Raw genomic sequence first — 22676 nt, 5'->3', positions numbered from 1 at the left:
CCGGATGTCGAGACGGCGAACGATAGGTGGTTTTCATAATGTGATTGATTTCGGTCGAGCGCCTTGACCGGTGATTTTCGCGGTGGGCAGGATTTCGCTGCTGAATCCTTGTGGATCGCGCGGCTGATCGCAGGCCGACAGCTGTGGGAGGGCGATGTGGCAGACGCCGGTAGCTCGGAGCGCCGTGGGCGGGCGGTGGTGCTCGGAGCGAGCATCGCGGGCATTCTCGCCGCCCGGGTCCTCGCCGACAGCTACGAGCAGGTGGTGGTGCTCGACCGCGACGACCTCACCGGGGTGCTCCAGCGCCGCGGCACCGCGCAGGGCCGCCACCTGCACGGGCTCATGGAACGCGGCCGCCGGATCATCGAGGACCTGTATCCCGGGGTGACCGCGGAGCTCGTCGGCCTCGGTGCGCCGACAACCGAGGTCCTGACCCGATCCCGCTGGTACCTCAGCGGCCTGCGGGTCCATCCGACGTCCACCGGCCTCACCACGGTGCTGGCCAGCCGGCCGCTGCTGGAAAGCACCCTGCGGGCCCGCACCGCCGCGATGCCTGGGGTGGAGATCCATGCGGGTGTCTCCGCGTCCGGCCTGGTCGCCGCACCCGCGGCACCCGACGGCGCGCGGCGGGTGGTGGGCGTTCGGGTCACGGCAACGGACGCGGCCACCGCCGCCGCGATCGACCACCTCAGCCAGGAAGCACCCCGCCTCCTCCAGGACGCAGCTCGCCTCGACGGAGACGCGACCGGCAACGGCCAGGACGCATCCCAGGGCGCCCGCGGCGGAGCCGTCATCGCGGCCGACCTCGTCGTCGACGCGACCGGGCGGGCGTCCCGTGCTCCCGACTGGCTTGCCGAGATCGGCTGCGACCGGCCGGTCGAGGAACGTATCGACATCGACCTGGGCTACGCCTCACGCACCTACGAGCGCCGCCCGGAGCACCTCGACGGTGACCTCGGTGTGGTCGTCTCGACCATGCCGGGCTGGCGCGGCGGCGGCGCGATCGTGCTCGAGGGCAACCGCTGGCACGTCACCCTCGGCGGCATGCTCGGCGACCACCCGCCCCTCGACGAGGCCGGCTTCCAGGCATTCGCGTCCACCATGCCGGTTCCGGACGTCCACCAGATCGTCACCACCGCCCGGCCGCTGGAGGATCCCGTCCCGCACCGGTTCCGCGGATCGGTGCGCCGCTACTTCGAGCGGCTGGCCGCACCGCCCGAGGGCTTCCTCGTCATCGGCGACGCCGCCTGCAGCCTCAACCCGATCTACGCGCAGGGGATGACCGTCGCCGCCCAGCAGGCCGAGGCGCTCGCCGGCTGCCTGCACGCGGGCCGCGCCGACCTGCCGCGGCGCTTCTACCAGGAGGCCGTCACCCGCATCGAGTTCGCCTGGCAGATGTCGACCAACGCCGACCTGAACTACCCGGGCGTCGTCGGCAACCGCACCCCGCGGGTCCGGATCATGAACGCCTACATCCGCCGGGCCCACATCGCCGCGCACCTGGACCCCACGGTCGCCCGTACCTTCATGCGCCTGGCGAACCTGGTGGAGCCACCCTCCAGCCTGCTGCGGCCGCCGATGGTCGCCCGCATCCTGCGCCACGGCTTCTCGGCCTCCGTCCCCACTCCACGGACCGGTGCGTCGTCCGTTTCGAAAGCCTCGCCGGGCACCGCGGCGGCCCGGGCCTCCCGGTGAGAACTGGCTGATCCGGTCCCGCTGTCGCCGCTGTCGCCGCTGTCGCCGCTGTCGCCGCTGTCGCCGAGCAAGATGTGAGGATTTCGGCTGCTGCAACAACCGTAATCCTCACTTCTTGCGAATTGCCAAAACCCTTATGTCGCTATTGGTGTGAATTGATGGCGCTGTGCGGCGGCACGGGATCCACCCTCAGCCGGCGCGGCGGTCTCCCGGGGCGTAGCCGCGGACGAAGAGCCCCACCGCGGAGCGCAGCGCCGCGTCAAGGGCCGGATCGTCGAGCCCGGGCGGGTGGTAGACGGCGAAGGTGCCGAGCTCGGTCATCTCCCAGACGGTGCCGCTGACCAGGGCGATGAAGTGGCCTGCGGCGCGGGCGGGGTCGTCGATGCGCAGCGCGCCGCCGTGGGCGAGGCGAGCGAGCTGGCCGATCAGCTCCGACCAGACGGGCGCCGCGACGCGCTGGCGCCACAGCTGCATGAGCGGTGGGTTGCGCGGGCCTTCGGTCTGAACGAGCACACGGAGCGAGGCGCTGCGTGGGTCGAGGAAGGTCGCCATGATCCGGCGCGCCAGCTCGTTCAGATAGACCTCGGGGTCGGGCAGCTCGCTGGGGAAGTGCGCCGTCGCCTCGCGCAGGGTTTCCAGCGTCGCGGTGATGTGCTCGTCGATCACGGCGAGGAACAGTGTCTCCTTGTCGCCGAAGTGGTTGTAGATGGTCTGGCGGGAGACCGGCGTGGCCGCGGCGACGTCCTCCAGGGTGGTGGACGCGTAGCCCTGGCGGACGAAGAGCTCCAGCGCCGCAGCCATGATTGCTTCACGTTTGGCCGGGCGGCCCCGTGCGGGCGCACGCGGGGCTGGTGGGACTCGCTCGGGCACCCCTTCAGCCTAGTCTTGGACGTCGGTGTCTAAAATTCTAGACGATCACGTCCTGATTGGTGTCCGGGTGTGTGGGCGCGGCGTCGCCGGCCACCACGGGGCCCTGGCGAAGGAGACGAATTGACCGAGGCTGAGGCTGAGCGTTCGCACACCGCCGTCATCGGTGCCGGCCCCGCGGGGCTGACCGCCGCCTACCAGCTCGCCGCCCGCGGCGCGGCCGTGACGGTCTTCGAGGCCGACGACGTCGTCGGCGGGATCAGCCGCACCGTCGTTCGTGACGGCTGGCGGTTCGACATCGGCGGGCACCGGTTCTTCACCAAGGTGGCCGAGGTCGAGGTGCTCTGGAACGAGATCCTGCCCGCCGACGACTTCCTGCTCCGGCCACGGATGAGCCGGATCTACTACCAGGGCAAGCTTTACGACTACCCGCTGCGGGCACTGAACGCCCTCGGGAATCTCGGGCCGCGCGAGGCCGCCCTCGCCATCGGGTCCTATCTGCGGGCCCGAATCCGTCCGCCGCGAGACCAGGATGCCAACTACGAGTCGTGGCTGGTGGCCAGGTTCGGTTGGCGTCTTTACCGGACGTTCTTCAAGACATACACGGAGAAACTGTGGGGAATCCCGGTCAGTGAGATGCCGGCGGACTGGGCCGCCCAGCGGGTGAAGAACCTCTCCCTGTCCGCGGCGATCGTGAACGCGGTCCTCCCGAAGCGCAACCAGAAGAACATCACCAGCCTCATCGAGGAGTTCCGCTACCCGAAACTCGGGCCGGGGATGATGTGGGAGGAAGCCGCCCGCAAGGTGGAGAAGATGGGCGGAGAGGTCATCATGAACTCCGCGGTGACGACGATTCACCGGGCCGACGGGCGAGCCGTCGCCGTCACCGTCACCAACCGGTCCGGGCAGCGCCAACGGGTGCCCGCCGACCACGTCATCTCCTCGATGCCGATGTCGGCACTGCTCAGGAGCATCGACCCGCCTCCGCCGGCGGATGTCCTGGCGGCGGCGGACGACCTGCGTTACCGCGACTATCTGACGGTCGCGCTGATTGTGCCRCAGGAGTTCAGCTTCCCGGACAACTGGATCTACATCCACGATCCCGGAGTTCGGGTCGGCCGCATCCAGAACTACGGGTCATGGTCGCCGTATCTGGTCAAGGAAGGCCGCACCTKCCTCGGCCTGGAGTTCTTCGTGTTCGAGGGCGACGACATGTGGACGAAGCCCGACAGCGAGCTGGTCGTGCTCGGCACCGCGGAGCTGGAGGCACTCGGGCTGGTCCGCCCGGGCATGGTCGAGACCGGCTATGTCGTGCGGGTCCCCAAGGCGTACCCCACCTACGACCAGTTCTACCGGCGCAACGTCGACGTCATGCGGCGCTGGCTGGAGGAGAACGCTCCGAACGTCTACCCCGTCGGCCGCAACGGAATGCACCGGTACAACAACGCCGACCATTCGATGCTGACCGCCATGCGCACCGTCGAGAACATTCTCGACGGTACCGGGTACGACGTGTGGGAGGTCAACGTCGAACAGGAATATCACGAGGAGAAGTCGGCCACCGGCGCGAAAGCCCGGGCGACCGGCGGAACCGGCCGCGACGCACCGGTCATCCCGCGCCGGTAGCAGCGGCCCCTGGGCCCCGCAGGCCCCCGGCAGGCACCCTGGCCCCTCTGGGGCAGGGCTCAGATCGCCGAGATCGCGTCCCAGATCGGGGGCCAGCAGGCGACCGCGGTGACCACCGCCGCGGCGGCGAGCAGGCCCGTCGCCAGCAACGGACGGGCCTGGCGGCGCAGCCGGACGGCGAAGGGCGCGCCGCCGCCTGGCGCGGCCCTGACCTCCTGCGCCACGACGAAGCCCAGCACCAGCAGGAACACCAGCGTGTCCTGCAGGGCGAACAGGAGGTACCCCGCCGTCGCGCCCGCGTCGTAGACGGCGAGGTGAAACCAGCAGACCGCCAACGGCAGCACGACCATGGCGATATAGGGAGCGACGAGCCGCAGCGACATCGCGCCGGCATCGTCACCGACACCCTTCTTGGTGATCATGTACGGCTTCTTGACCCGCAGCACGACCTGCACCAGCGCGGAGAGGACGATCACCCAGCGGGCCGCGTGCAGCACGATTCCGCGCCAGGTGAGACGCACCCGGCGCGGCACGTGCCACGGCCGGCTCCACCACCAGACACCCGCCCCGACCGCGCTCAGCGGCAGGCTGTGGACGACGAACTCCAGGTAGTGAATCGTCGCKATGCGCCAGTTCAGGCACAGCGCCGCCAGCGGCAGCGCGAAAAGGGTCACCATCGACAGGCACCAGAAGGTGTACCAGGTCTGCGAGAAGAGGAACTGCACCGCCTGCCGTGGCCGGTAGTTCCGCAGCAGGCGCGGCGTGTGCCACAGCAGGACCTCGATCATCGAATAGGCCCAGGCGAACTGCTGCGAAAGATAGGTCTCGAACGTCTCCGGCCCGTCACCCACCGCGATGATGTCGGGGACGAAGACGCCCTGATACCCGCGCGCGGCGAGGCAGACCGTGTCGAGATGATCCTCGGCCCGGGTCGGCTGGAAGCCGCCGATCTCACGGATCGCCGCGGTGTCGTAGGTGCAGTGGGAACCGATGATGAAAGGAGTCCGGGAGAAGCCGTAGAAGCCCATCTGCAGCGGGCCCTGCAGCCCCAGCTCCTGCTCGGCGGCGCCGCGGGCCGTCCAGTGCTCGAAGTTGCCGTAGACGCTCGGTGCCTGGACCCACTTCACCATTGGGTCGGCGAAGTAGCCGAGGACCTGGTGCAGGTAGTCCGGGTTGGGAATGTGATCGATGTCAAGCTGGGTGAAATGGCTGTACCCGCGGCCGTGGGCATCGAGCCAGGCGTTGACGTTCCCGGCCTTCGTCTTGCGCTTGAAGGGCGGGAAGCGCCGGTTCCAGCCCGCCACACCCGCCTTCCCCCAGCGGGCCTCGTCATGCCGGCAGAAATATCGGACGCCGACCGAGCGGGCCATCTCCTCGATCTCCGGCGAGGGGACCTTGTCCACCAGGATCCAGCTGTCGTGCGGATAGGCGATGCGGCTCATCGCGACCAGCTGACGCCGGACGATCTCCAGCGACTCGGAGCCGGGAACGGTCAGGCTGACGACCGCGACCCGACCGATCGCCCCGGCATCCTCCGCCCGCCGCACCGGGATGCGAACGGGCCGCCGCATGTTTCCCACGAAGATCAGGTACATCGTCGCGAGGAACGTGCCCACGTAGAAGAAGGACAGCGACATCAACACGAACAGCGGCGCGGAGCCGATGTTGCCGGGACGCAGCCACCACTGCCAGAAGAAGACGACCGCGGCGATCCAGCAGACCACGACCAGCCGGTACTGCCAGGCCTGCGACCGGCTCATCACAGCCGCCGCCCGGACCCGAATCCCAGCGCCGTCCGCCGCCCCCGGCGTCCGCCCGCGGCCGGGGCTCGGCACCCGCGGGCGACGCTGCACCCGCACGGTCACCTGGTCGACACCACCGACCGAAAGCGGCACCGTGACGTCATCCAGATCCAGGAAGGCCGTCACATCCGCGGCCTGGGAGGGCACTGTGGCTTCGGCCGGCCAGGGCGGCGCAGCCCTGGTGCCTGCCGCTGCCCCGGGCCCGGGTGAATACGCCGACGTCGTGCCGTCACGCAGCGGGCTACGCACCTGTCTCTCCCCCCACGAACCGCGCGACTGATCACGCGGCGGAAAACAACGAGCGAGCGGCTGGTCGGTCTCGGGGGTCGCCGAATGCGCGGACAGGTGCCAGGGTCCGTCGCGGGCCCGAATCCGCCGCAGGCCCGAAAGAGATGTCCGGCAGCGCGGGCAGGATTCGCCTGCCGGCGGCCCACCCGGGCCGCCGGCGAATGGCGCAGGTCACATTGCTCGGGCCCGTCGGTATGGACGTGCGGGTGACCGAGGAATTCCCTTTCGTTGCACGTCCAGCCCCCTCCCGCATCCGATCGAGCGCCGAGGTATAGATCGGCGTAGTCCGGACAGATGGTCACGCTAAGGCATCCCGGGCGGCTTGGCAAAATTGATGCACACAGCGTCCGGGTGGACGCTCTCCGGTGTCGGAGCGGAATGTGGTAACGCAGGTCACTTTGTTTTTCTGCTCACACTCTCCGCTGTCCGCGCTGATAGCTGAGATCACTTTCAGGTGGCGGCGGAATGCTTTTCGTGGCCAGGTATCCTGCGAGATCTGAGGCGTTGCCCGAACGGTGGGCCCGGGAGTCTCCCGGCGAAGCCGCCGGGGCCCGAGCCGTCGTGCGGGCCCCGCGGCCCGAGATCGCGGCGCCCGCGGGCCGCTCGGCCGGGAGGGGGGCGGGAACCGATGCGGGGACGGAGCGTGCGGGTGGCCCCTCCTGCGCGGGTGGCCCTGCCGCTGATCCTGGTCGCCGTTCTCGCCGTTCTCGTCGTGGTGTCGGTGCTGGTCACAGCGCTGAGCGGGCCCGGTGCGCGCCCGGCGGAGGTGCTCGGTGTCCGCGGCGCCGACATCTCCTTCACGCTGCAGGAGGAGGCCGCCGGCACTGCCCTGTCTGACGGCGGGCAGCGACGTCCCGTCGAACGGATACTCGCCGCCCGCGGCGCGAACTACGTCCGGCTGCGGGTCTGGGTCAGCCCGCCCGCCGGTTACAGCGACGAGAAATCGGCGCTGACACTCGCCAGAAGAGCGCACAGTGCCGGGCTGAAAATCATGCTGGTGCCGCACTACTCGGATTTCTGGGCCGATCCGCACGCACAGGAGCCGCCGGCCTCATGGCCTCGGTCCGACCTGGCGGCCATGAAGCGGAGAATCGGCGATTACACCCGGGATCTCGTGTCGAGGTTCGCCGCGCAGGGCACCCCGGTCGATATGATCCAGATCGGCAATGAGATCACCAACGGAATCCTCTGGCCGCTGGGCTCCGTCCAGGCCGGCACCGCCGACGAATGGGCGAGGCTCGCGGACCTGCTGAACAGTGCCATCGCCGGCGCCCGCGAAGGCGCCCCGGGCCGGCATCTCCCGGTGGTCCTTCATGTCGACAGCGGCGGGGACAGCGGCCTGTCCCGATATTTCTTCGACAGCCTGATCCAGGCCGGTGTCACATCCTTCGACATCATCGGCCTGAGCTACTACCCGTTCTGGAACGGCTCGCTGGCCGCCCTGCGCGCGAACCTCGACATGCTCGCCTCCCGCTACCACCGCGGAATCCTCATCGCGGAGACGGCCTACCCGCAGAGCCTGGCCGCGGCGAAGCCCGGTGACTGGGTAAACACACCCGACCAGCTACCGGACGGCACCGCCCTGCCGGCGACACCAGCCGGCCAGGAACGGTTCTTCGCCCAGCTGCGCCAGATCCTGAGTGACGTGCCCGACCATCGCGGCCTCGGCTTCTTCGTGTGGGAACCGGCCTGGCTCACCGTGAGCCCGAAACCCGGCGAACCGATGCCCGCGGCGAACCTGGCCATGTTCGATCGCGATGGCACCGCGCTGCCCAGCCTCAACGCCTTCGCGGCCATCCCGGCCGCCGCATCGGGCGCTGCTCCGGGCGCGAGCTGATCCCGGGCCCGCGCGCGGCAGTGGAGGAGCCGGGTTTCGCGGCCGTGCGGCTGATCGGAGCCAAGGATTCATCTCGGTTTTGCAGTTTTCGGACCCAGTTTCACTTTCGGTTGAAATGCGCCGCGAAGATTTACTGCATATTCGCTCTCGGGTTGCTCTGCCTGATCGACTGTCTGGGATTCTCCTGGACGGGTTTCGCCGGACCTGGACCGGAATTCCCTCCGGCCCCGGCGGGGCCAGTCAGGAGAGCGTGGTGTCCCCTCGTGTCTTCAAGGCGGCGGCTGTCGCCRTCGTTGCCATCCTGGTCGGCGTGCTCCTCGCCGCCGCGCCGGCGAACGCGACGCCCCCGAACATCCCCTCGGCAAGCACCGCACTGAGCCGGCTGAACTCCCTGACGGTCGCCGCCGAGTCGCACTCCTCCACCTACGACCGTGACCTCTTCCCGCACTGGATCACGATCTCCGGCGCCTGCAACACCCGTGAGCAGGTCCTGAAGCGCGACGGCACCGGTGTCGTCGTGAACAGCAGCTGCGCCGCGACCTCCGGCTCCTGGTACAGCCCGTACGACGGCGCGACCTGGACGTCCGCCTCCGACGTCGACATCGACCACATGGTTCCGCTGGCGGAGGCGTGGGCGTCCGGCGCCTGGGCCTGGACCACGGCGCAGCGCCAGACCTACGCCAACGACCTCGGCGGCCCCGAGCTGTGGGCGGTCACCGACAACGTCAACCAGTCGAAGGGCGACAAGGACCCGGCCGAGTGGCAGCCGTCGCTCACCTCGTTCCGCTGCACCTACGCGCGTGCGTGGGTCCAGGTGAAGTACTACTACAGCCTCACCGTCGACAGTGCGGAGAAGTCCGCCCTGACGACCATGCTCGGCACCTGCTGAGCCCYGCAGAACTGACTTCCGCGTGACTACGCCTGGCTGCCCACATCCGAACCCGCGGGCAGCCAGGTCCTGGCGTGGTCAGAGCAGGCCAGGGAGAACCTTCTCGAAAAACGGATGGTCGCCGGCGAAGGTGGGTTCCAGCTGGAGGAACTCGGCCGGGGTAACCCAGCGGGCGGCACTCACCTCGTCCGGGTCGAGTGCGAGCTCGCCGGTCTCGGCCGACGCCGTCCACCAGTGCAGCCGGAAGGTTCCGTTGTCGGTGTCRCACTCCCAGACCTTGGCGCCGGGGGTCACCGTGAGCCCGACCTCTTCCTTGACCTCTCGGACCAGCGCCTCCTCCTGGTTTTCACCGGGTTCGATGCGCCCGCTCGGCGGCGCCCAGTAGCCGGATCGCTCCGTCCGCGGCCCCCGCTCGATGACGAGGACCCGCCCGGCTCTGGTCAGCACGGCCACCACTGCCTGTTTCTGCGCCACGGCGTTGATGCTGCCACGGCGTCCGGTGCCGGGTCAGCCCAGCGAGGGGGCAAGGCCGGAGGGTGTGGGCAGGTCGCAGGCCGGTTCCGCGGAACCGGCGGTGAGGCGGACCGGGATCACGCCGGCCCAGTAGCCCGAGTCGAGGTCGGCCTCGTCGTCGTTCGGTGGTCCGGTGCGGGCCTTGAGTGCGACGTCCGTCGACTCGGCGTCCAGGTCGAGGGCGAGCACGGCGGTCGCCGCCAGCTCCTTCGAGGTGGGCGGGCGGCACTGCGTCGAGCGGTCTACGGCAACCCGGTCGACCAGTGCGGCCAGCGCCCGTTCCTTCGCCGCGGGGTCGAGAACGTACTCGGCGTTCCCGTGGATGATGACGGAACGGTAGTTGAGCGAATGGTGGAAGGCCGACCTCGCGAGGACGAGACCGTCGAGCAGCGAGACGGTCACGCACACCGGCAGCGGTTCCGGCCGAGCCGCGGTGAGCAGGCGGGCCGCGGTCGAACCGTGGACGTACAGTACGTCGCCGATCCGCGCGTGGAGGGTGGGCAATACGTGCGGTCGGTCCTCGGCGGCGAAGCCGACGTGGCAGGTCAGCGCCTCGTCGAGCACGGCGTGCACCGCGGCGCGATCTCTGGTCACCCGCTGGGTGGCCCGGGTGGGTGTCAGCATGGCGGAATTCTGTCCCGCCGCCGTGGCCCGTGACGACTGCTTTTCGGCGCCGGCCGCACCGGTGCCGCGGTACCGCAGTGCCTTGGAACGGCGGTGCCGCGGTACCGCAGTGCCTTGGAACGGCGGTGCGGCGGTGCCGCGGAACCACGGCACCGCCGCGCTTGCGCTGAACCTGCCTCGTTAGCCCCGGCCTACCTGACGATGACCCGGGCGCGGGCGATGTTCTGGACGAGTGTGTAGGGCGCCGCCGCGTCGCCGTTGCGTTCGGAGGTCACCCGCACGACCGCAAAATACGTCCCGGGCCTGGTGAAGGCGTGGCTGATGGATGTCTGGACGGTGCTGCCGGGGTTGTCGATTTCGGACTGGTCCGGGTAGGTGCCCCTGCCGTCGAAGTCCCATTCGACGCGGACGATTTTCCCGCTGCCGGGTGGCGCCTGGGCGGAGACGGCGAGCGTGACGGCCTCGTCCGGCCTCGCGTCGGCGCGCACCGCTGCCGGCCGGACGTCCCGGGTGCCGACCTTGCTGATGGTCAGGTTGACGACGGGCTGTACTCCCTTCCGCTGCTCGGCGGTGGGTGCGAGGTTCACCTGCGAGTCGCTGTCGACGGTGTACGAGCTGCTGGCCGGTGGCGCGGTGCCCTGGGTGACCCAGGCGTCCAGGTCGAGCAGGGCCTGCTGGGCCTCGCCGCCGTAGCTGACGACGTGCGTCTCGGCCGCGTCGTCGCGCGGTGAGCTGTGCACCGCGTTGTCCATGTACCACAGGCGGTAGCTGTCGTTCAGCTCCGCGCCGAGGGTGGTCTGTGCCTGGGTGCGGTACCAGTCCGCGGGCCAGGGGAACGCCTCGACATCCAGCAGCGAGGCGAGCATGATCATTTTTCCGTGGAACTTCCCGGTCGGGACGGCTCCGCTCGCCGCCTGGGCGAAGGTCGGCCCGGCGAGGACCGGCCGCTGCGGATACAACGGCGCGCCGTCCGAGCCGCGGAACTGGTTCCAGCCGTACATGTCCGCCGAGGGGACCTGATAGCGCTGGTAGTACTGCAGCGCGAGCAGCCACGAGTTGTCGAGGCGCACGTGGTCGCCGGGGCGGATCGTGCCGATCGCGGCAGTCGTGGCGGCGTCCGCATCCTTGCGGAAGGTGACCTCGGTGCCTTTCGAGCCCGCGGCGATGACGGACTTGCCGGCCGCGGCGCCGCTGGTGACGACGATGTCCGCGCCGGTCAGGTCACCGGCCGGCACACCGGACAGCCGCAGCCCCGTCGGCGGGCTCCCGACCAGCTCCGTCACCTCGGCGTCGTACTGGAAGCGGGCGGCGCCGGCCGAGGACGCCGGATCGGTGCCCGCGTAGCCGGGCTTGCTCCAGAAGTCGTCGACGTAGGTCGGGTCGAGGATGCGGACGCCACCGGCCACCGCGTAGAAGGCGCCGCCGTCCATCTCGGCGTGGTCCCACCACCCGCGCGGGGAGAACCCGAGGCGGGTGGCCTCCCTGAGCACCGCCTGCTGTTCGGTGTTCAGCCCGGCGTAGGGATCGCCGCTGCCGCCGGGCTCCATCGCGTCCACGATCTGGGGGAACTTGTCACGAAGCACCCGCAGCGCGAGCAGTTGCGTGGTCATGCTGCTCGGAATCGCGTTCGGGGTACCGGGGACGATGGGCACGCCGCCGTCCCACACGCCTTCGGTGTTCTCCAGGGCGCCGATGGTCTGGTAGGCGCCGCCGCTGGCGCCGTAGATGTAGCCGCGGGGCCTGGCGGAGTCGGCGTACACCTGGGCGGCGACGGTGCGCGAGAGGTTCGCGGCGGCCGCGTTCGCGCGGTAGCCGCCCAGCTCGCCGGCCTTCGGCAGGCCGCCGGCGTTGTTGGTGCGGACCAGGTAGGCGCCGTTCGAGAGGGCGAAGGCGATCGTGGCCGGCCCGGCGTCGTCGGTGGTCAGGGTCGGGTAGGTGTACTGGAAGAACCGCCCCGCGTAGCGGTCCGGGAAGTAGAAGGCGAACGTCGCCTCGGTCCCGCTGAAGCCTCCGTGCACGTAGCGGAAGTCGACCTTGACCTTGGTCTCCGGGTCGGTGACCGTGCGGCGTTCGTCCTTGTCGACGTAGGGCTGGTTCAGCTTCGGGTCGACGCAGGAGCCGGTGACCACGGGCGTCGCGTCATCCCTGGTCCGGCACGGCTGGCCGGGCAGCGGCGTCGAGATCTGTAAGGGACGCCCGACGTTGCTCTTCCACGACGCGGTCGTGGCGGGCGTGCCGGTGGTGTCGGCGTCGGGCTTTCCGTCCGATGTGCAGGCGGCCGCGAGCAGGCCCGCTGCGAGCGCGCCCGCGGCGAGCCGGATCGTCGCGCCGCGGGGCGCGGGCTTCCTGAATGACCTCATCGCATCGCTTCCTCGGGTTCCTTCGTTGCCGATCGTCGATCATGATCGCTATGAAAACTGAGCGAACCATAAAGAACTGCCGTCAACAAGGAGGAGTAAAGGTATAAATCGGACTTAACGGGCGAGAATCGGCTGCAGGACCTTCATGTCAAATCAGGTTCGGGATGGGCGATGCTCGGTACATGGCATCGACGGCCAGCCGCTCGCGCGGCCGCTACGCCCGGACGGCCGGGCGCCGACGAGAGATCGCTCAGACGGTCCTCGATCTCGTCATGGAGAAAGGTCACGCGCAGGTGACGATCGCCGAGGTCGCCAGGCGGGTCGCGACCAGCGAGGCCACCGTCCTCTACCACTACCCGAGTAAAGATCATCTGCTCGTGGCCGCGCTGGAGCGGGACGACGAGCTGGCGGTGGATCGGGCCGAGCGCGACGGTGTGCCGCCCAGCGCCGGCCTGCCCGGCCTTGACCTGGACGCCCTCGGCGCGTACGCGGGTGGCGAGGGCGTCCGCGAGGCGGTTATGCGGCTGCGTGTCGTTCTCGCCGGTCAGGCCGCGATCCCCGGCCACCCCGCCGAGGAGTACGTCGCCCAGCACCACCGAGCCGCGGTCGAGACCTACGCCCGGCTGGTCGCCGATCGCCAACGTGACGGGAAGGCGCATCCGAGCCTGGACCCGGTCGAGGTCGCACGGCAGTTCATCGCCCTTTGGGGCGGCCTGCAGGCCCAGTGGCTCGTAGCCCGTGACTTCGATCTCGGGGCGACCCTGGTCAGCGCCTTTCGCCGGCTCTCCGGCCAGAACTGGATGGAGGCGACCCGCGCCGTGCTGGAGCCGCCGAGCGGCATCTGAACGACGCGGCGGCCGGGCTGGGTCGGATCACGGGCCTGGTCGGATCAGGGCTGGGCCGGATCAGTCGCCGCCGCGCAGCTCCAGGGTGCAGCATTTCGGGCCGCCCCCGGCCTTCTGCAGCTCGGACATGTCCACGCCGATCGGTTCGAAGCCGCGGTCGCGCAGCTGCGCGATCACCCCGGTGGCGCCGTGGGGGAGCACGACGTGACGGCCGTCGGAGACGGCGTTGAGGCCGAACGCCTCGGCGTCGTCGGTGGAGGCGGTGATGGCGTCCGGGTAGAGCTCCTGCAGCCGGCGGACGCTGTCGGCGCTGAAGGCCTGCGGATTGTACATGATCAGGTCGTCGTCGAGGACGGCGAGGGCGGTGTCCAGGTGGTAGTAGCGCGGGTCGGTCAAGGTGAGGGTGACCGTCGGCAGGCCGAGGAACTCCTGGATCTCCGTGTGGGCTTCGGGGGTCGTCCGGAAGCCGGAACCAGCCAGGATGCGGGCCCCGGCGGTCAGGCAGTCGCCCTCGCCCTCGTTCGTCCACTGTGCCTGGCGGACCACGCTGAACCCGTGGTCGGTGAACCAGCCGCGGAACACGTCGGATTCGGGGCGCCGCTGCGCGTGGCGGAACCGCGCGACGAGGACCCGCCCGTCGACGACGGTCGCGCCGTTGGCGGAGAACACCATGTCGGGCAGGCCGGGGCGGGGTTCGAGGACGTCCACCCGGTGTCCGAGCTCGAGATACAGGTCGCGCAGCGTGGTCCACTGCTCGAGCGCGACCTTGGGGTAGGTCGGCAGCTCCGGGTGCATCCAGGGGTTGATCGAGTACTCGACGTCGAAGTACGTCGGCTCGACCATGAGGTAGTGGCGGCCGGTGGCGGTCCGCTGCATAGGCCCTCCGAGTGCCTCAGGTGCGCGTGTCCCTGTCCCTGTCCCTGTCCATTCTTACGGGCATGGCACGTGCTCCCTGGTGCGAACCACCGCGAGTCGGGTGATGGGTCACATTTCGCACCCCGACCGGCGCGCTCGAGCCTGCGCCTGGGTGCCGCCTGCGCCTGCGTTGCCGCGGGGCCTTCTGCGGAAGGGCACAATGAGCCCTACAGGACCGTGAACGCGACAGCCGAACCTGCCGCGAAAACCAGCCATTGGTGTCAGATTTCCAGAGGAGCCCGGGGCTGCGCCCGGGCGTCATCCGGCGGTGCGGACGGGCGCCCGGCGGTGGCGCCAAAGGACCGGCGCGGCGGCCCCGATGGCGGTGAGGGCGGACGTCCAGGCGAGGTGGCGCAGGTCCGCCCAGGAGAACCGCTCCGAGAGCAGCTTCGCCAGCAGCAGCTCGACGGCGCTGACCGCGAGGGTGGCGATCATCCACCACAGGACCGCCGCACCGATCTCGCGGGAGACGCTGCGTTCCCGGGCTTGCTGCACCGATCGGATGAGAACGCCGCGGGCGGCGTATTCCGCTGTCCGGCGGGCCCGCCGCCGGCGTACGGGCCGTCCGTGCCCACCGGCCACCCACTGGATGTAGGTCTGGCGCAGGTCGTCGCTCTGCTGTGACCACTGTTCCCAGGCGCCGGGGGCGCGCCGCAGCGCGTCGGCAAGCTCGACCGGGAGCTCTGGGCCCGCTTCGTCTCCAGCCATCCGGGCATTGTCGTGGCGTGCGGGTGTCCCGGATGGCTGAATGCGTGAAGGACCCCGCATACCGGACGTACGTGGGCTTCGCGCCTGACACGGACAGCGTGGAAGGCTGTTCCGTAGATGCGGAGGAAGAGCTATAGTTGATCCGCAAATAAGGATCAGAGCCTTCTGTGTTGCCGTGACTGCGGCTCCATCGGGTGGGAGTGGAGGGTCGACACCATCACGACCGCCCAGACCGTGTCGGGCAGGCAGCGGCGATCGCCGGTCGAGAGGGCTGTTCTCGGCCTGCTGATCGGGTGCGTCCTGTTCGCCTCCTCCGCTTTCGGGGTCCTGCTGCTCATCGGGCCCTTCGTGAAGTCGCTCGGCGAAAGCGAGGCGACCTACGGGGCACTCTGCGCCRCGGCGGCCCCGACAACCGCGATCGCGCTGCTGCTGTTGCTGCGGTACCCGCGCAAGGTCGCACCGCACCGGCTGCTGGCCGTGGCCTGTGTGATGTACGCCGCCGCCGCGCTGCTCGCCGCCGCCACCGACTCGGTCGGCGCGTGGCTCGTGGTGGCCTGTGTCGTGCTCGGCACGGCCTGGTCGGTCACCTACACGGCCGCACCGATGATCGCCTCCGATCTGGCGACGGACGCCGACCGCGCCACCCTCATCGGCTACGCGACGGGGACGATCCAGGTCGGTTTCGGGATCGGGCCGGTGCTCGGCAACGCGCTGCGCCGGGCCGGGCTGTCCTACCAGGAGGTCTTCGTCGCCGGGGCCGGGCTTGCCGTGGCCGCGGCCTGCCTGGTGGTTCCGCTGGCGATCTTCCTGGGGCGCCTTCGCGTCGGCGCCTCTCCCGCCGAGGCCGCGGTTCGCGATGCTGCCGCTGATGGTCCGGCCCCGGCCCCGGCCCCGGCGTCGGCACCGGCGGCCTCGCGCAGTGTTTTCCGGTCGCCCAGCATCGTGCCGCTGGCGATGGTCCTGCTGTGCGCCTGCGTCTTCACGACGATGAACAGCTTCCAGACGACCTTCGCCGACAGCCGTGACCTCGATTTCGACATCTTCTACGTGACGTACACGATCGCGGTGATCGCCGTCCGGCTGGGGCTGTCGCGCTTCCTGCCGGACAGCGCCTCGGACCGGGTGGTGGCCGTGACGACGATCGGCATGATCGGGTCGGTCACCGCGTTCGTCTTCGTCGGTTCGAGTCCGGTGCTCTACTGCGTGGCCTCTCTCGCGCTGGGCTGCACCTACGGCCTGGGCCTGCCGGCCTTCCAGGCACGGGCGGTGAACCTCGCCGGCCCCGCCGAACGGGCCCGGATGCTGCCGATGGCGGGCCTGCTCTTCGAGGTGGCGATCCTGGTCTTCCCGCTGGTCGCCGGCTCCGTCGTCGGTGCGAGCGGCTACCGCGGGCTGTTCGCGCTGCTCATCGGCATCACGGCAGCCGTCACCGCGCTCGGCCAGATCCGCGGCCGCCGCCCAGAACGCGTGGCGCCGCCGCCGCTGCCGTCCGTCCCGACTGCCGCGGTGGCGGATGGCGGTTCCGCGGAACCGGCCTGAACACCCCGGTTCCGCGGTTCGGGGCGGTTCCGCGGAACCGCCCCGAACCCGAACCCACCCGAGCCGCGCCCCGCGATCGTCTGGAGGGCTGGATGTACTTCTCCACCACCTACGCCGAGGCCCGCGGCCGTCTGCTCGCCGCCGCGGCCGACCGGGGCGGGCGGATCACGTCGCTGCGCAACGACACGGCGAGGGGGGCCGGCGGCGAGGAACTGTTCACCGACGTCATCCAGCTCGGCCAGCTCCCCGGCGCCGGCGCCGGCAGCGGCAGCGGCAGCGGCAGCGGTGGCGGTGGCGGTGGCGCAGCGCTGGTGCTGGTCAGCGGCACGCACGGGACGGAGGGCTTCGCCGGCTCCGCCTGCCAGCTCCGGTTCCTCACCGAGTTCGACCCGGCCACCGCCCCCGGGATGTCGGTCGTGCTGGTGCATGCGCTGAACCCGTTCGGTTTCTCCCACCGGCGCCGGGTCAACGAGGACAACATCGACATCAACCGGAACTTCGTCGATCATGACCGGCGCCCGGTGAACGAGGGGTACTCGGCGCTGCACCGGGGGCTGCTGCCGGCCGACTGGGAGGGGCCCGCGCACGCCGCGGCCGACGAGCAGATCTTCGCGCACCTCGCCGCGGTGGGGGAGCGTGCCACCCAGCTCGCGATCACCGCCGGTCAGTACCACCACCCCGACGGCCTGTTCTACGGCGGCGCCGAGCCCTGCTGGTCGAACACGACCTGGCGCTCGATCATCCGCGAGCATCTGACGGGCTACGACCGGATCGCCTACCTCGACCTGCACACCGGTCTGGGAGCGCGCGGCGCCGCGGAGCCGATTTTCCGCGGCGGCGAGGACCCGGGCGCGTTCGACCGGGCCCGCGCCTGGTACGGGCCGGCGCTGACGGACTCCGACGACGGGACGTCCAGCTCGACGCGCATCGGCGGGAACTCCGCGCGGGCGCTGATGGACGAGCTGCCCGACACCGAGCTGACCGCGATCACCCTGGAGTTCGGCACCCAGGACGCGATCACGGTCCTGCGGGCGCTGCAGGCCGACAACTGGCTCTGGCTGCACCGCGCCGCGGCGGGCCGCGAGGCGGCCAAGGAGGCCGGTGACGCGGTCGAGGTGACCGAGGAAGTTGAGGTGACCGAGGAACAGGTCGCGCGCATCGCCGGGCTCGTCCGCGCGGCGTTCGACCCACCGGACGAGGCCTGGCGCACCGAGATCCTCGACCGCGGCCTGGCCGTGATCGCCGCAGCCGTGACCGGCCTGACCGGTGTGACCGGCCTGACCGCGAGCTAGGCGCCGGAGGTCAGGACAGCAGCTCGCGGATGTCGTCGGCGTCCAGCGCCGTGTCGACGAACTCGCCGCTGTCCATCACGCCGGAGAACAGCTCGGCCTTGCGTGCCTTCAGGGCCATCACCTTCTCCTCGATGGTGTCCCTGGCGACGAGCCGGTACACCATGACATTGCGGGACTGGCCGATGCGGTGTGTACGGTCCACCGCCTGYGCCTCGGTCGCCGGGTTCCACCAGGGGTCGAGCAGGAAGCAGTAGTCCGCCTCGGTCAGGTTCAGTCCGGATCCGCCGGCCTTGAGACTGATGAGGAAGACCGGCGCGGAACCTTCCTTGAACCGTCGCAGGACCTCGGGGCGGTCGCGGGTCGAGCCGTCGAGATAGCAGTGTTCGATACCGGCGGCGGTGAGTGTTTCCCGGACCCGGCCGAGGAACCGGGTGAACTGGCTGAAGACGAGGGCCCGGTGCCCGCCGTCGGCGACGTCCCGCAGCTGCTCGAGCAGGACGTCGATCTTCGCGCTGGGCGTGTCGTCGTGCTCGTCGTCGACGAGGCCGGCGTGCAGGCTGAGCTGCCGCAGCGCCGTGAGCGACCGCAGGATGGTGAACCGGTTACGGTTCAGGTCGCCGATGAGGCCCAGGATCTTCTGCCGTTCACGCTGCAGGTGGGTCTGGTAGATCCGCCGGTGCCGGGTGTGCAGCTCGACCTCCAGGATCTGCTCCTGTTTGGCGGGAAGCTCCGGCGCGACCTGTTCCTTGGTACGCCGCAGCATCAGCGGCCGGATCCGGCGCCGCAGCTGCGCCAGGCGCTCGGCGTCACCCTGCTTCTCGATCCGGCGGGCGTAGTAGGCGTCGAACCGGCCGCGGTTCGGGAAAAGCCCCGGCGCGGTGATCGACAGCAGTGACCACAGCTCCATCACGTTGTTCTCCAGCGGCGTTCCGGTGACCGCCAGCTTGAACGGCGCGGGCAGCAGCCGCGCGCACTGGTACGCCTTCGACTGGTGGTTCTTGACGGTCTGCGCCTCGTCGAGAACCAGGCCGGCCCAGGAGACGGCGGAATACGCCTCGATATCGAGGCGGAAAAGCGTGTAGGACGTCACGACCACATCGGCGCCCGCGATGATCTCGGGGAGGGATCCGCCGCGGCGGCGCAGCGTGTCGGTGATGGCGGCCACCCGCAGCGACGGTGCGAACCGGGCGGCCTCCGCGGCCCAGTTCGCCACCACGCTCGTCGGCGCGACGATGAGGAACGGCGGCTGCCCCGGGTCGGTCTCGCGGGCGTGGCAGATCAGCGCCAGTGACTGCACCGTCTTGCCGAGCCCCATGTCGTCGGCGAGGATGCCGCCGAGCTGGCATCCCCACAGGAAGGTCAGCCAGCGAAACCCGTCCGCCTGGTAGGGCCGCAGCGTGGCCTGGAGGGTGTCCGGCGGCTCCTTGGCGCCGGCGGCGTCGAGGGCCAGCAGGCCCGACACCTGCCGGCGCCACGCCTCCGCCTGGCGCACGACCACGCCGATGCCGGTGAGCTCCTCCCACAGCCCGGCCTGGAAGCGGCTGATGCGCAGCTCCCCGCCGGAGCCGGCGCCGGCGCCGGCTCCGGGGGTGTCCCGCAGCGCCTTCGCCTCCTCGACCAGGGTGCGCAGCGCCCGCAGGTCCGGCCGGTCCAGGCTGAGGTAGGCCCCGTCGTCGAGCAGCAGGTAGGGCTCCTGCCGGCTCAGTGCCGCCAGCAGCGCCGCGAACGGGATCTCGCGCCCGGCCAGTGTGACGGCGACACCGAGATCGAACCAGTCCGTCTCACCCGGGACGTCGTCCGTCGACACCTCGATCCGCAGCAGCTCCCCGGCCTCGCGGTAGTCCGCGGGACGTCCGCCGACCTCGACGGTGAGACCGTCGACCCCGGTCAGCTGCGGGAGCAGCCCGGTGGCGAACCGCATCGTCTCGACACCGGCGAGGCGCACCGGAGCGGCCGAGACGTACTCCTCGCCCGGCGGCCGGGGGACGTCGCCACCCCCGCCCGGCGCCAGCAGCGCGGTGGACCCCGGTGGCAGCCGCAGCCCGGCGAGGATCTCGGCCTCGGCCACCTCGTCACGGAACCCGCCCGTGGCGGCGGTGGTGGAGGCGCTGGCCAGCGGTGTGCGCTGCCGAGCGCCGCCGACCGTGTAGGCCCATTCCCAGGCGATCTCGACGGCGTGGCCCGGGCCGAAATCCGCCCGCATCACCAGCTCCGGCGGTGTGATCACCGGCGGCTCGAACGAACCGTCACTGGAGATGATCCGGGCCACCCGGCGCAGCCGCGGGTAGAACTCGTCGACGAATCGCGGCTGTTCGGCGGCCGGAATCCGCAGGACCTCGGTCTCCATCGTCATCTGGATCAGCGCGGCGGAGGCTGGCACGCTCAGCCGGACGAGTCGCAGGTGCCAGTCCTCAGGACGATCCGAGGCCGCGATCTCCGCCCCGTCGATGCCCACGACGCCGTGATCGCCGATGAACGCGATCGGCGCGACCGCAAACGCGGCATCCGCGTCCGCATCCGCGTCGACGTCTGGGGCGAGGCCCCCGTCGATGTCCGCGTCGACGTCGGTCAGGCACAGCAGCGGAGCGACGGTGAGTTCCGCAGCACCGGCACCGGCACCGGCTTCGCCTTCAGCACCGCCTTCGCCTTCGGCTGAGGTCACGTCCAGGTACAGCTCCGCGGAGCTGTACCGCTCGATGTCGGCGAGCCGCCGGTTGCCGTGCACCAGCCGGACTCCGGCCGCGGCGGCCTCGTCGAGCAGCGGCCACAGCCGCGGACTCGTGAAGGCGCCGAGGTCGAGGTATTTCACGTCGCCGTACACGTAGGCGCCGTACCCCGTCTCCTCCTGCCCGGAAAGGTAGACGGCGTACATCTCCCGCAGAATTCGCAGGTGCGCCGGGAGATAGCTGTCGCGCTGAGCGCCGTACGGGGAGTTCAGCTTCGACCAGGGGAGCGCGTTGATCCAGCCGGTCTTCCCCGCCTTCACCAGCCGTGCCCGCACACCCACTGACGGCCCGCCGCCGCGACCTGCGCCGCCCCTTCCATCACTGCGCCGACGGCCCCGCCCGCCACGGCTCGACCGCGCCGCCGGCACTTCGGCGGACTCGGCGGAGAGGGTCAGCTCGATGGCGAGCGGCGTCGTGCCGTGCGGCTCGTTCGTGGCCGATCGTTCGCCGATCAGGGCCGCCAGCGACGACGCCCAGTCCCGTGCACCGGTGGCGTCAGACCGGTGAGCAGGGGTGCCACCGGCGCGGCCGGCACCGTTCGAACCGGCACCGCCCGAACCGGCGCCGGTATCGCCGGCGCGGGTGGCCGCCGCCAGCACCAGCGCGACGGCGTGCTTGCAGTCGAGGCCGACCGGGCAGGTGCACCGCCCGCCCTCGAACCACCACTGCTCACCGGAGCCGACGCCGGTGAACTGCACGGTGGTCAGGTACCGCTCTCCGTGGCTTCCCGCGACCACACCGGCCAGGGTGTTCCCCGCCGGACGCCACGACACCTGGAGGACGGCTCCCTCCTGGGCGTACCCCAGCCCACGCCGGTAGGTGGTGTCACCCACAGCGACCCGCAGATGGCCCCGATCGACGTCGCACAACTCGGCGGGCAGCATGCGTACGACGCTAAACCCGTCCCATCCCGACCCAGGCACCCCTACCTGCGGAGACCACGTGGGGGTCGACCCCGGGAGGCCCGCGATACCCGCGTCGGCGTGGAAGGGGCACACGCGGTGGGGACGGACGACTGGGCACCGCTGAGGATCCGGCCCCGGTCGCCGCGGTAGACGCATTTCCGCAGGTCAAAGGGTCCGTCCGGAGAGCGGCTCGGTGAGCTTGCCGCGGATCGGAGTTCGGGCCGAACCCCGACGGTCTTTTTCTTGACCCTTCCGAGTACCCCTAATGGGGTTATGGGAAGGTTTGCAATGACTTATGGGGCCTGAGTGGGGGGCCGGAGGCAGGGGGATCTGTGACTGCAAGTGACGAGGGGTGGAACTCCGGATCGGCTGCGCCGGACTGGGTGCCGGCGGGCGTGGATCTGAGGACTGACGTTCCGCACTCGGCCCGGGTTTACGACTACATCCTGGGCGGCAAGGACAACTTTCCGGCGGACCGTGCCGCTGCCGAAGATATTGTGAAGGACTGGCCGCATCTCCCGGTATCCATGCGGTCGAACCGGAGTTTCATGGCCAGGGTCGCCCGCGTCCTGGCCGAAGAGCACGGCTTCCGCCAGTTCCTGGACATCGGAACCGGCCTGCCGACCCCGCCCAACCTGCACGAGGTCGTCCAGGAGGCCGCGCCCGAAGCGCGGATCCTCTACGTTGACAACGACCCCATCGTGCTGGTGCACGCGCGTGCCCTTCTCACCAGCTCGGCGGAAGGGCGGACGTCCTATCTCGACGCGGACTTCGGCGACCCGGCGGCAATCCTGGGCTCGGCGCAGCTTCAGGAGACCATCGACCTCTCCCAGCCGGTGGCGGTGAGCCTGATCGCGATCGTCCACTTCATTGTCGACGACGATGTCGTGCGGTCCCTCATCGAGCAGCTCATGGCGCCGCTGGCGCCCGGGAGCGTTCTGGCGCTGTCCACCTGCACAGCCGACAGCGCGCCGGAAGAAGTGCGGGTGGGTGTGGCCGCGTACAACGCCAATGGAATCCCGCTGGTCGCGCGGGACAAAGCCCGGGCGGAAAGCCTGTTCACCGGTCTCGAGCTCATCGATCCCGGCGTGGTTCTCGTCAACCACTGGCACTCCGACGAGGCAGCGGCCGCCACGGACGACGCGCACGTCCACATGTACGGCGGAATCGCCCGGAAGTCCTGAGTGCCTCTCGCGCGGGGCTTTCCACGGCCCCGCGCGAGCCCCGGCGACGTCGGAGCGCCCA

At 70.3% G+C, this 22676-nt stretch carries 16 protein-coding genes; 8 read left to right on the top strand and 8 right to left on the bottom strand.

What is annotated here, in order from left to right; genetic code table 11:
* Positions 1 to 156 precede the first annotated feature (156 nt).
* The gene (locus CcI49_RS12200) at positions 157 to 1695 is read left to right on the top strand and encodes an FAD-dependent oxidoreductase (protein ID WP_198955513.1); all 1539 of its coding nucleotides are present in this window, start codon (positions 157 to 159) and stop codon (positions 1693 to 1695) included.
* 189 nt (positions 1696 to 1884) lie between these two features.
* On the opposite strand, the gene CcI49_RS12195 is transcribed toward CcI49_RS12200, so the two are convergent.
* Entirely contained in the window at positions 1885 to 2496 is a 612-nt protein-coding gene (locus CcI49_RS12195) for a TetR/AcrR family transcriptional regulator (protein ID WP_054564822.1), read from the bottom strand.
* A gap of 189 nt (positions 2497 to 2685) precedes the next feature.
* Here CcI49_RS12195 and CcI49_RS12190 point away from each other — a divergent pair, with 189 nt between their 5' ends.
* Complete coding sequence (locus tag CcI49_RS12190; protein ID WP_076826584.1) at positions 2686 to 4188, top strand: NAD(P)/FAD-dependent oxidoreductase; 1503 nt, start codon at positions 2686 to 2688, stop codon at positions 4186 to 4188.
* A 59-nt stretch (positions 4189 to 4247) separates the two neighbouring features.
* On the opposite strand, the gene CcI49_RS12185 is transcribed toward CcI49_RS12190, so the two are convergent.
* Positions 4248 to 6239, bottom strand: coding sequence for a glycosyltransferase family 2 protein (locus CcI49_RS12185; protein WP_076826581.1), 1992 nt, complete (start codon positions 6237 to 6239; stop codon positions 4248 to 4250).
* A gap of 688 nt (positions 6240 to 6927) precedes the next feature.
* On the opposite strand from CcI49_RS12185, the gene CcI49_RS12180 reads away from it, so the two are divergent.
* Positions 6928 to 8115, top strand: a complete 1188-nt coding sequence (locus CcI49_RS12180) for a glycosyl hydrolase 53 family protein (RefSeq protein WP_241840030.1) — start codon at positions 6928 to 6930, stop codon at positions 8113 to 8115.
* Positions 8116 to 8368: 253 nt separating this feature from the next.
* Positions 8369 to 9004, top strand: a complete 636-nt coding sequence (locus CcI49_RS12175) for an HNH endonuclease family protein (protein WP_076826837.1) — start codon at positions 8369 to 8371, stop codon at positions 9002 to 9004.
* 78 nt (positions 9005 to 9082) lie between these two features.
* Here CcI49_RS12175 and CcI49_RS12170 read toward each other — a convergent pair whose 3' ends face one another.
* The 3 genes from CcI49_RS12170 to CcI49_RS12160 form a co-directional block, all read right to left on the bottom strand.
* Positions 9083 to 9478 carry an NUDIX domain-containing protein gene (locus CcI49_RS12170; protein WP_054564818.1) on the bottom strand — a complete coding sequence of 132 codons (396 nt, stop codon included), beginning with the start codon at positions 9476 to 9478 and terminating at the stop codon, positions 9083 to 9085.
* Between the two features lie 33 nt (positions 9479 to 9511).
* Complete coding sequence (locus tag CcI49_RS12165; protein ID WP_054564817.1) at positions 9512 to 10141, bottom strand: pyridoxamine 5'-phosphate oxidase family protein; 630 nt, start codon at positions 10139 to 10141, stop codon at positions 9512 to 9514.
* Positions 10142 to 10332: 191 nt separating this feature from the next.
* The gene (locus CcI49_RS12160) at positions 10333 to 12501 is read right to left on the bottom strand and encodes a PKD domain-containing protein (RefSeq protein WP_076826577.1); all 2169 of its coding nucleotides are present in this window, start codon (positions 12499 to 12501) and stop codon (positions 10333 to 10335) included.
* Between the two features lie 182 nt (positions 12502 to 12683).
* Here CcI49_RS12160 and CcI49_RS12155 point away from each other — a divergent pair, with 182 nt between their 5' ends.
* The gene (locus tag CcI49_RS12155; RefSeq protein WP_054565407.1) at positions 12684 to 13346 is read left to right on the top strand and encodes a TetR/AcrR family transcriptional regulator; all 663 of its coding nucleotides are present in this window, start codon (positions 12684 to 12686) and stop codon (positions 13344 to 13346) included.
* A 60-nt stretch (positions 13347 to 13406) separates the two neighbouring features.
* Here the strand turns inward: CcI49_RS12155 and ddaH are convergent, their stop codons facing one another.
* Both ddaH and CcI49_RS12145 read right to left on the bottom strand, forming a co-directional pair.
* Positions 13407 to 14222, bottom strand: a complete 816-nt coding sequence (ddaH, locus tag CcI49_RS12150; RefSeq protein ID WP_076826574.1) for a dimethylargininase — start codon at positions 14220 to 14222, stop codon at positions 13407 to 13409.
* A gap of 297 nt (positions 14223 to 14519) precedes the next feature.
* Entirely contained in the window at positions 14520 to 14969 is a 450-nt protein-coding gene (locus CcI49_RS12145; RefSeq protein WP_054564814.1) for a YdeI/OmpD-associated family protein, read from the bottom strand.
* A 234-nt stretch (positions 14970 to 15203) separates the two neighbouring features.
* Here CcI49_RS12145 and CcI49_RS12140 point away from each other — a divergent pair, with 234 nt between their 5' ends.
* Together CcI49_RS12140 and CcI49_RS12135 are read left to right on the top strand one after the other, a co-directional pair.
* On the top strand, positions 15204 to 16508 hold the full coding sequence (locus CcI49_RS12140) for an MFS transporter (protein ID WP_076826572.1): 1305 nt from the start codon (positions 15204 to 15206) through the stop codon (positions 16506 to 16508).
* A gap of 92 nt (positions 16509 to 16600) precedes the next feature.
* Complete coding sequence (locus CcI49_RS12135; protein WP_076826570.1) at positions 16601 to 17800, top strand: M14 family metallopeptidase; 1200 nt, start codon at positions 16601 to 16603, stop codon at positions 17798 to 17800.
* 10 nt (positions 17801 to 17810) lie between these two features.
* Here CcI49_RS12135 and CcI49_RS12130 read toward each other — a convergent pair whose 3' ends face one another.
* Complete coding sequence (locus CcI49_RS12130; RefSeq protein WP_076826568.1) at positions 17811 to 21410, bottom strand: DEAD/DEAH box helicase; 3600 nt, start codon at positions 21408 to 21410, stop codon at positions 17811 to 17813.
* A 416-nt stretch (positions 21411 to 21826) separates the two neighbouring features.
* Between CcI49_RS12130 and CcI49_RS12125 the strand changes: the two genes are divergently transcribed.
* Entirely contained in the window at positions 21827 to 22615 is a 789-nt protein-coding gene (locus CcI49_RS12125; protein WP_235497621.1) for an SAM-dependent methyltransferase, read from the top strand.
* Positions 22616 to 22676: the final 61 nt, after the last annotated feature.

The organism is Frankia sp. CcI49 (genome assembly GCF_001983215.1).
GTDB lineage: Bacteria > Actinomycetota > Actinomycetes > Frankiales > Frankiaceae > Parafrankia > Parafrankia irregularis.
The sequence above is the reverse complement of the archived record's forward strand: the minus strand, read 5'-3'. Positions and strand labels throughout refer to the sequence as shown.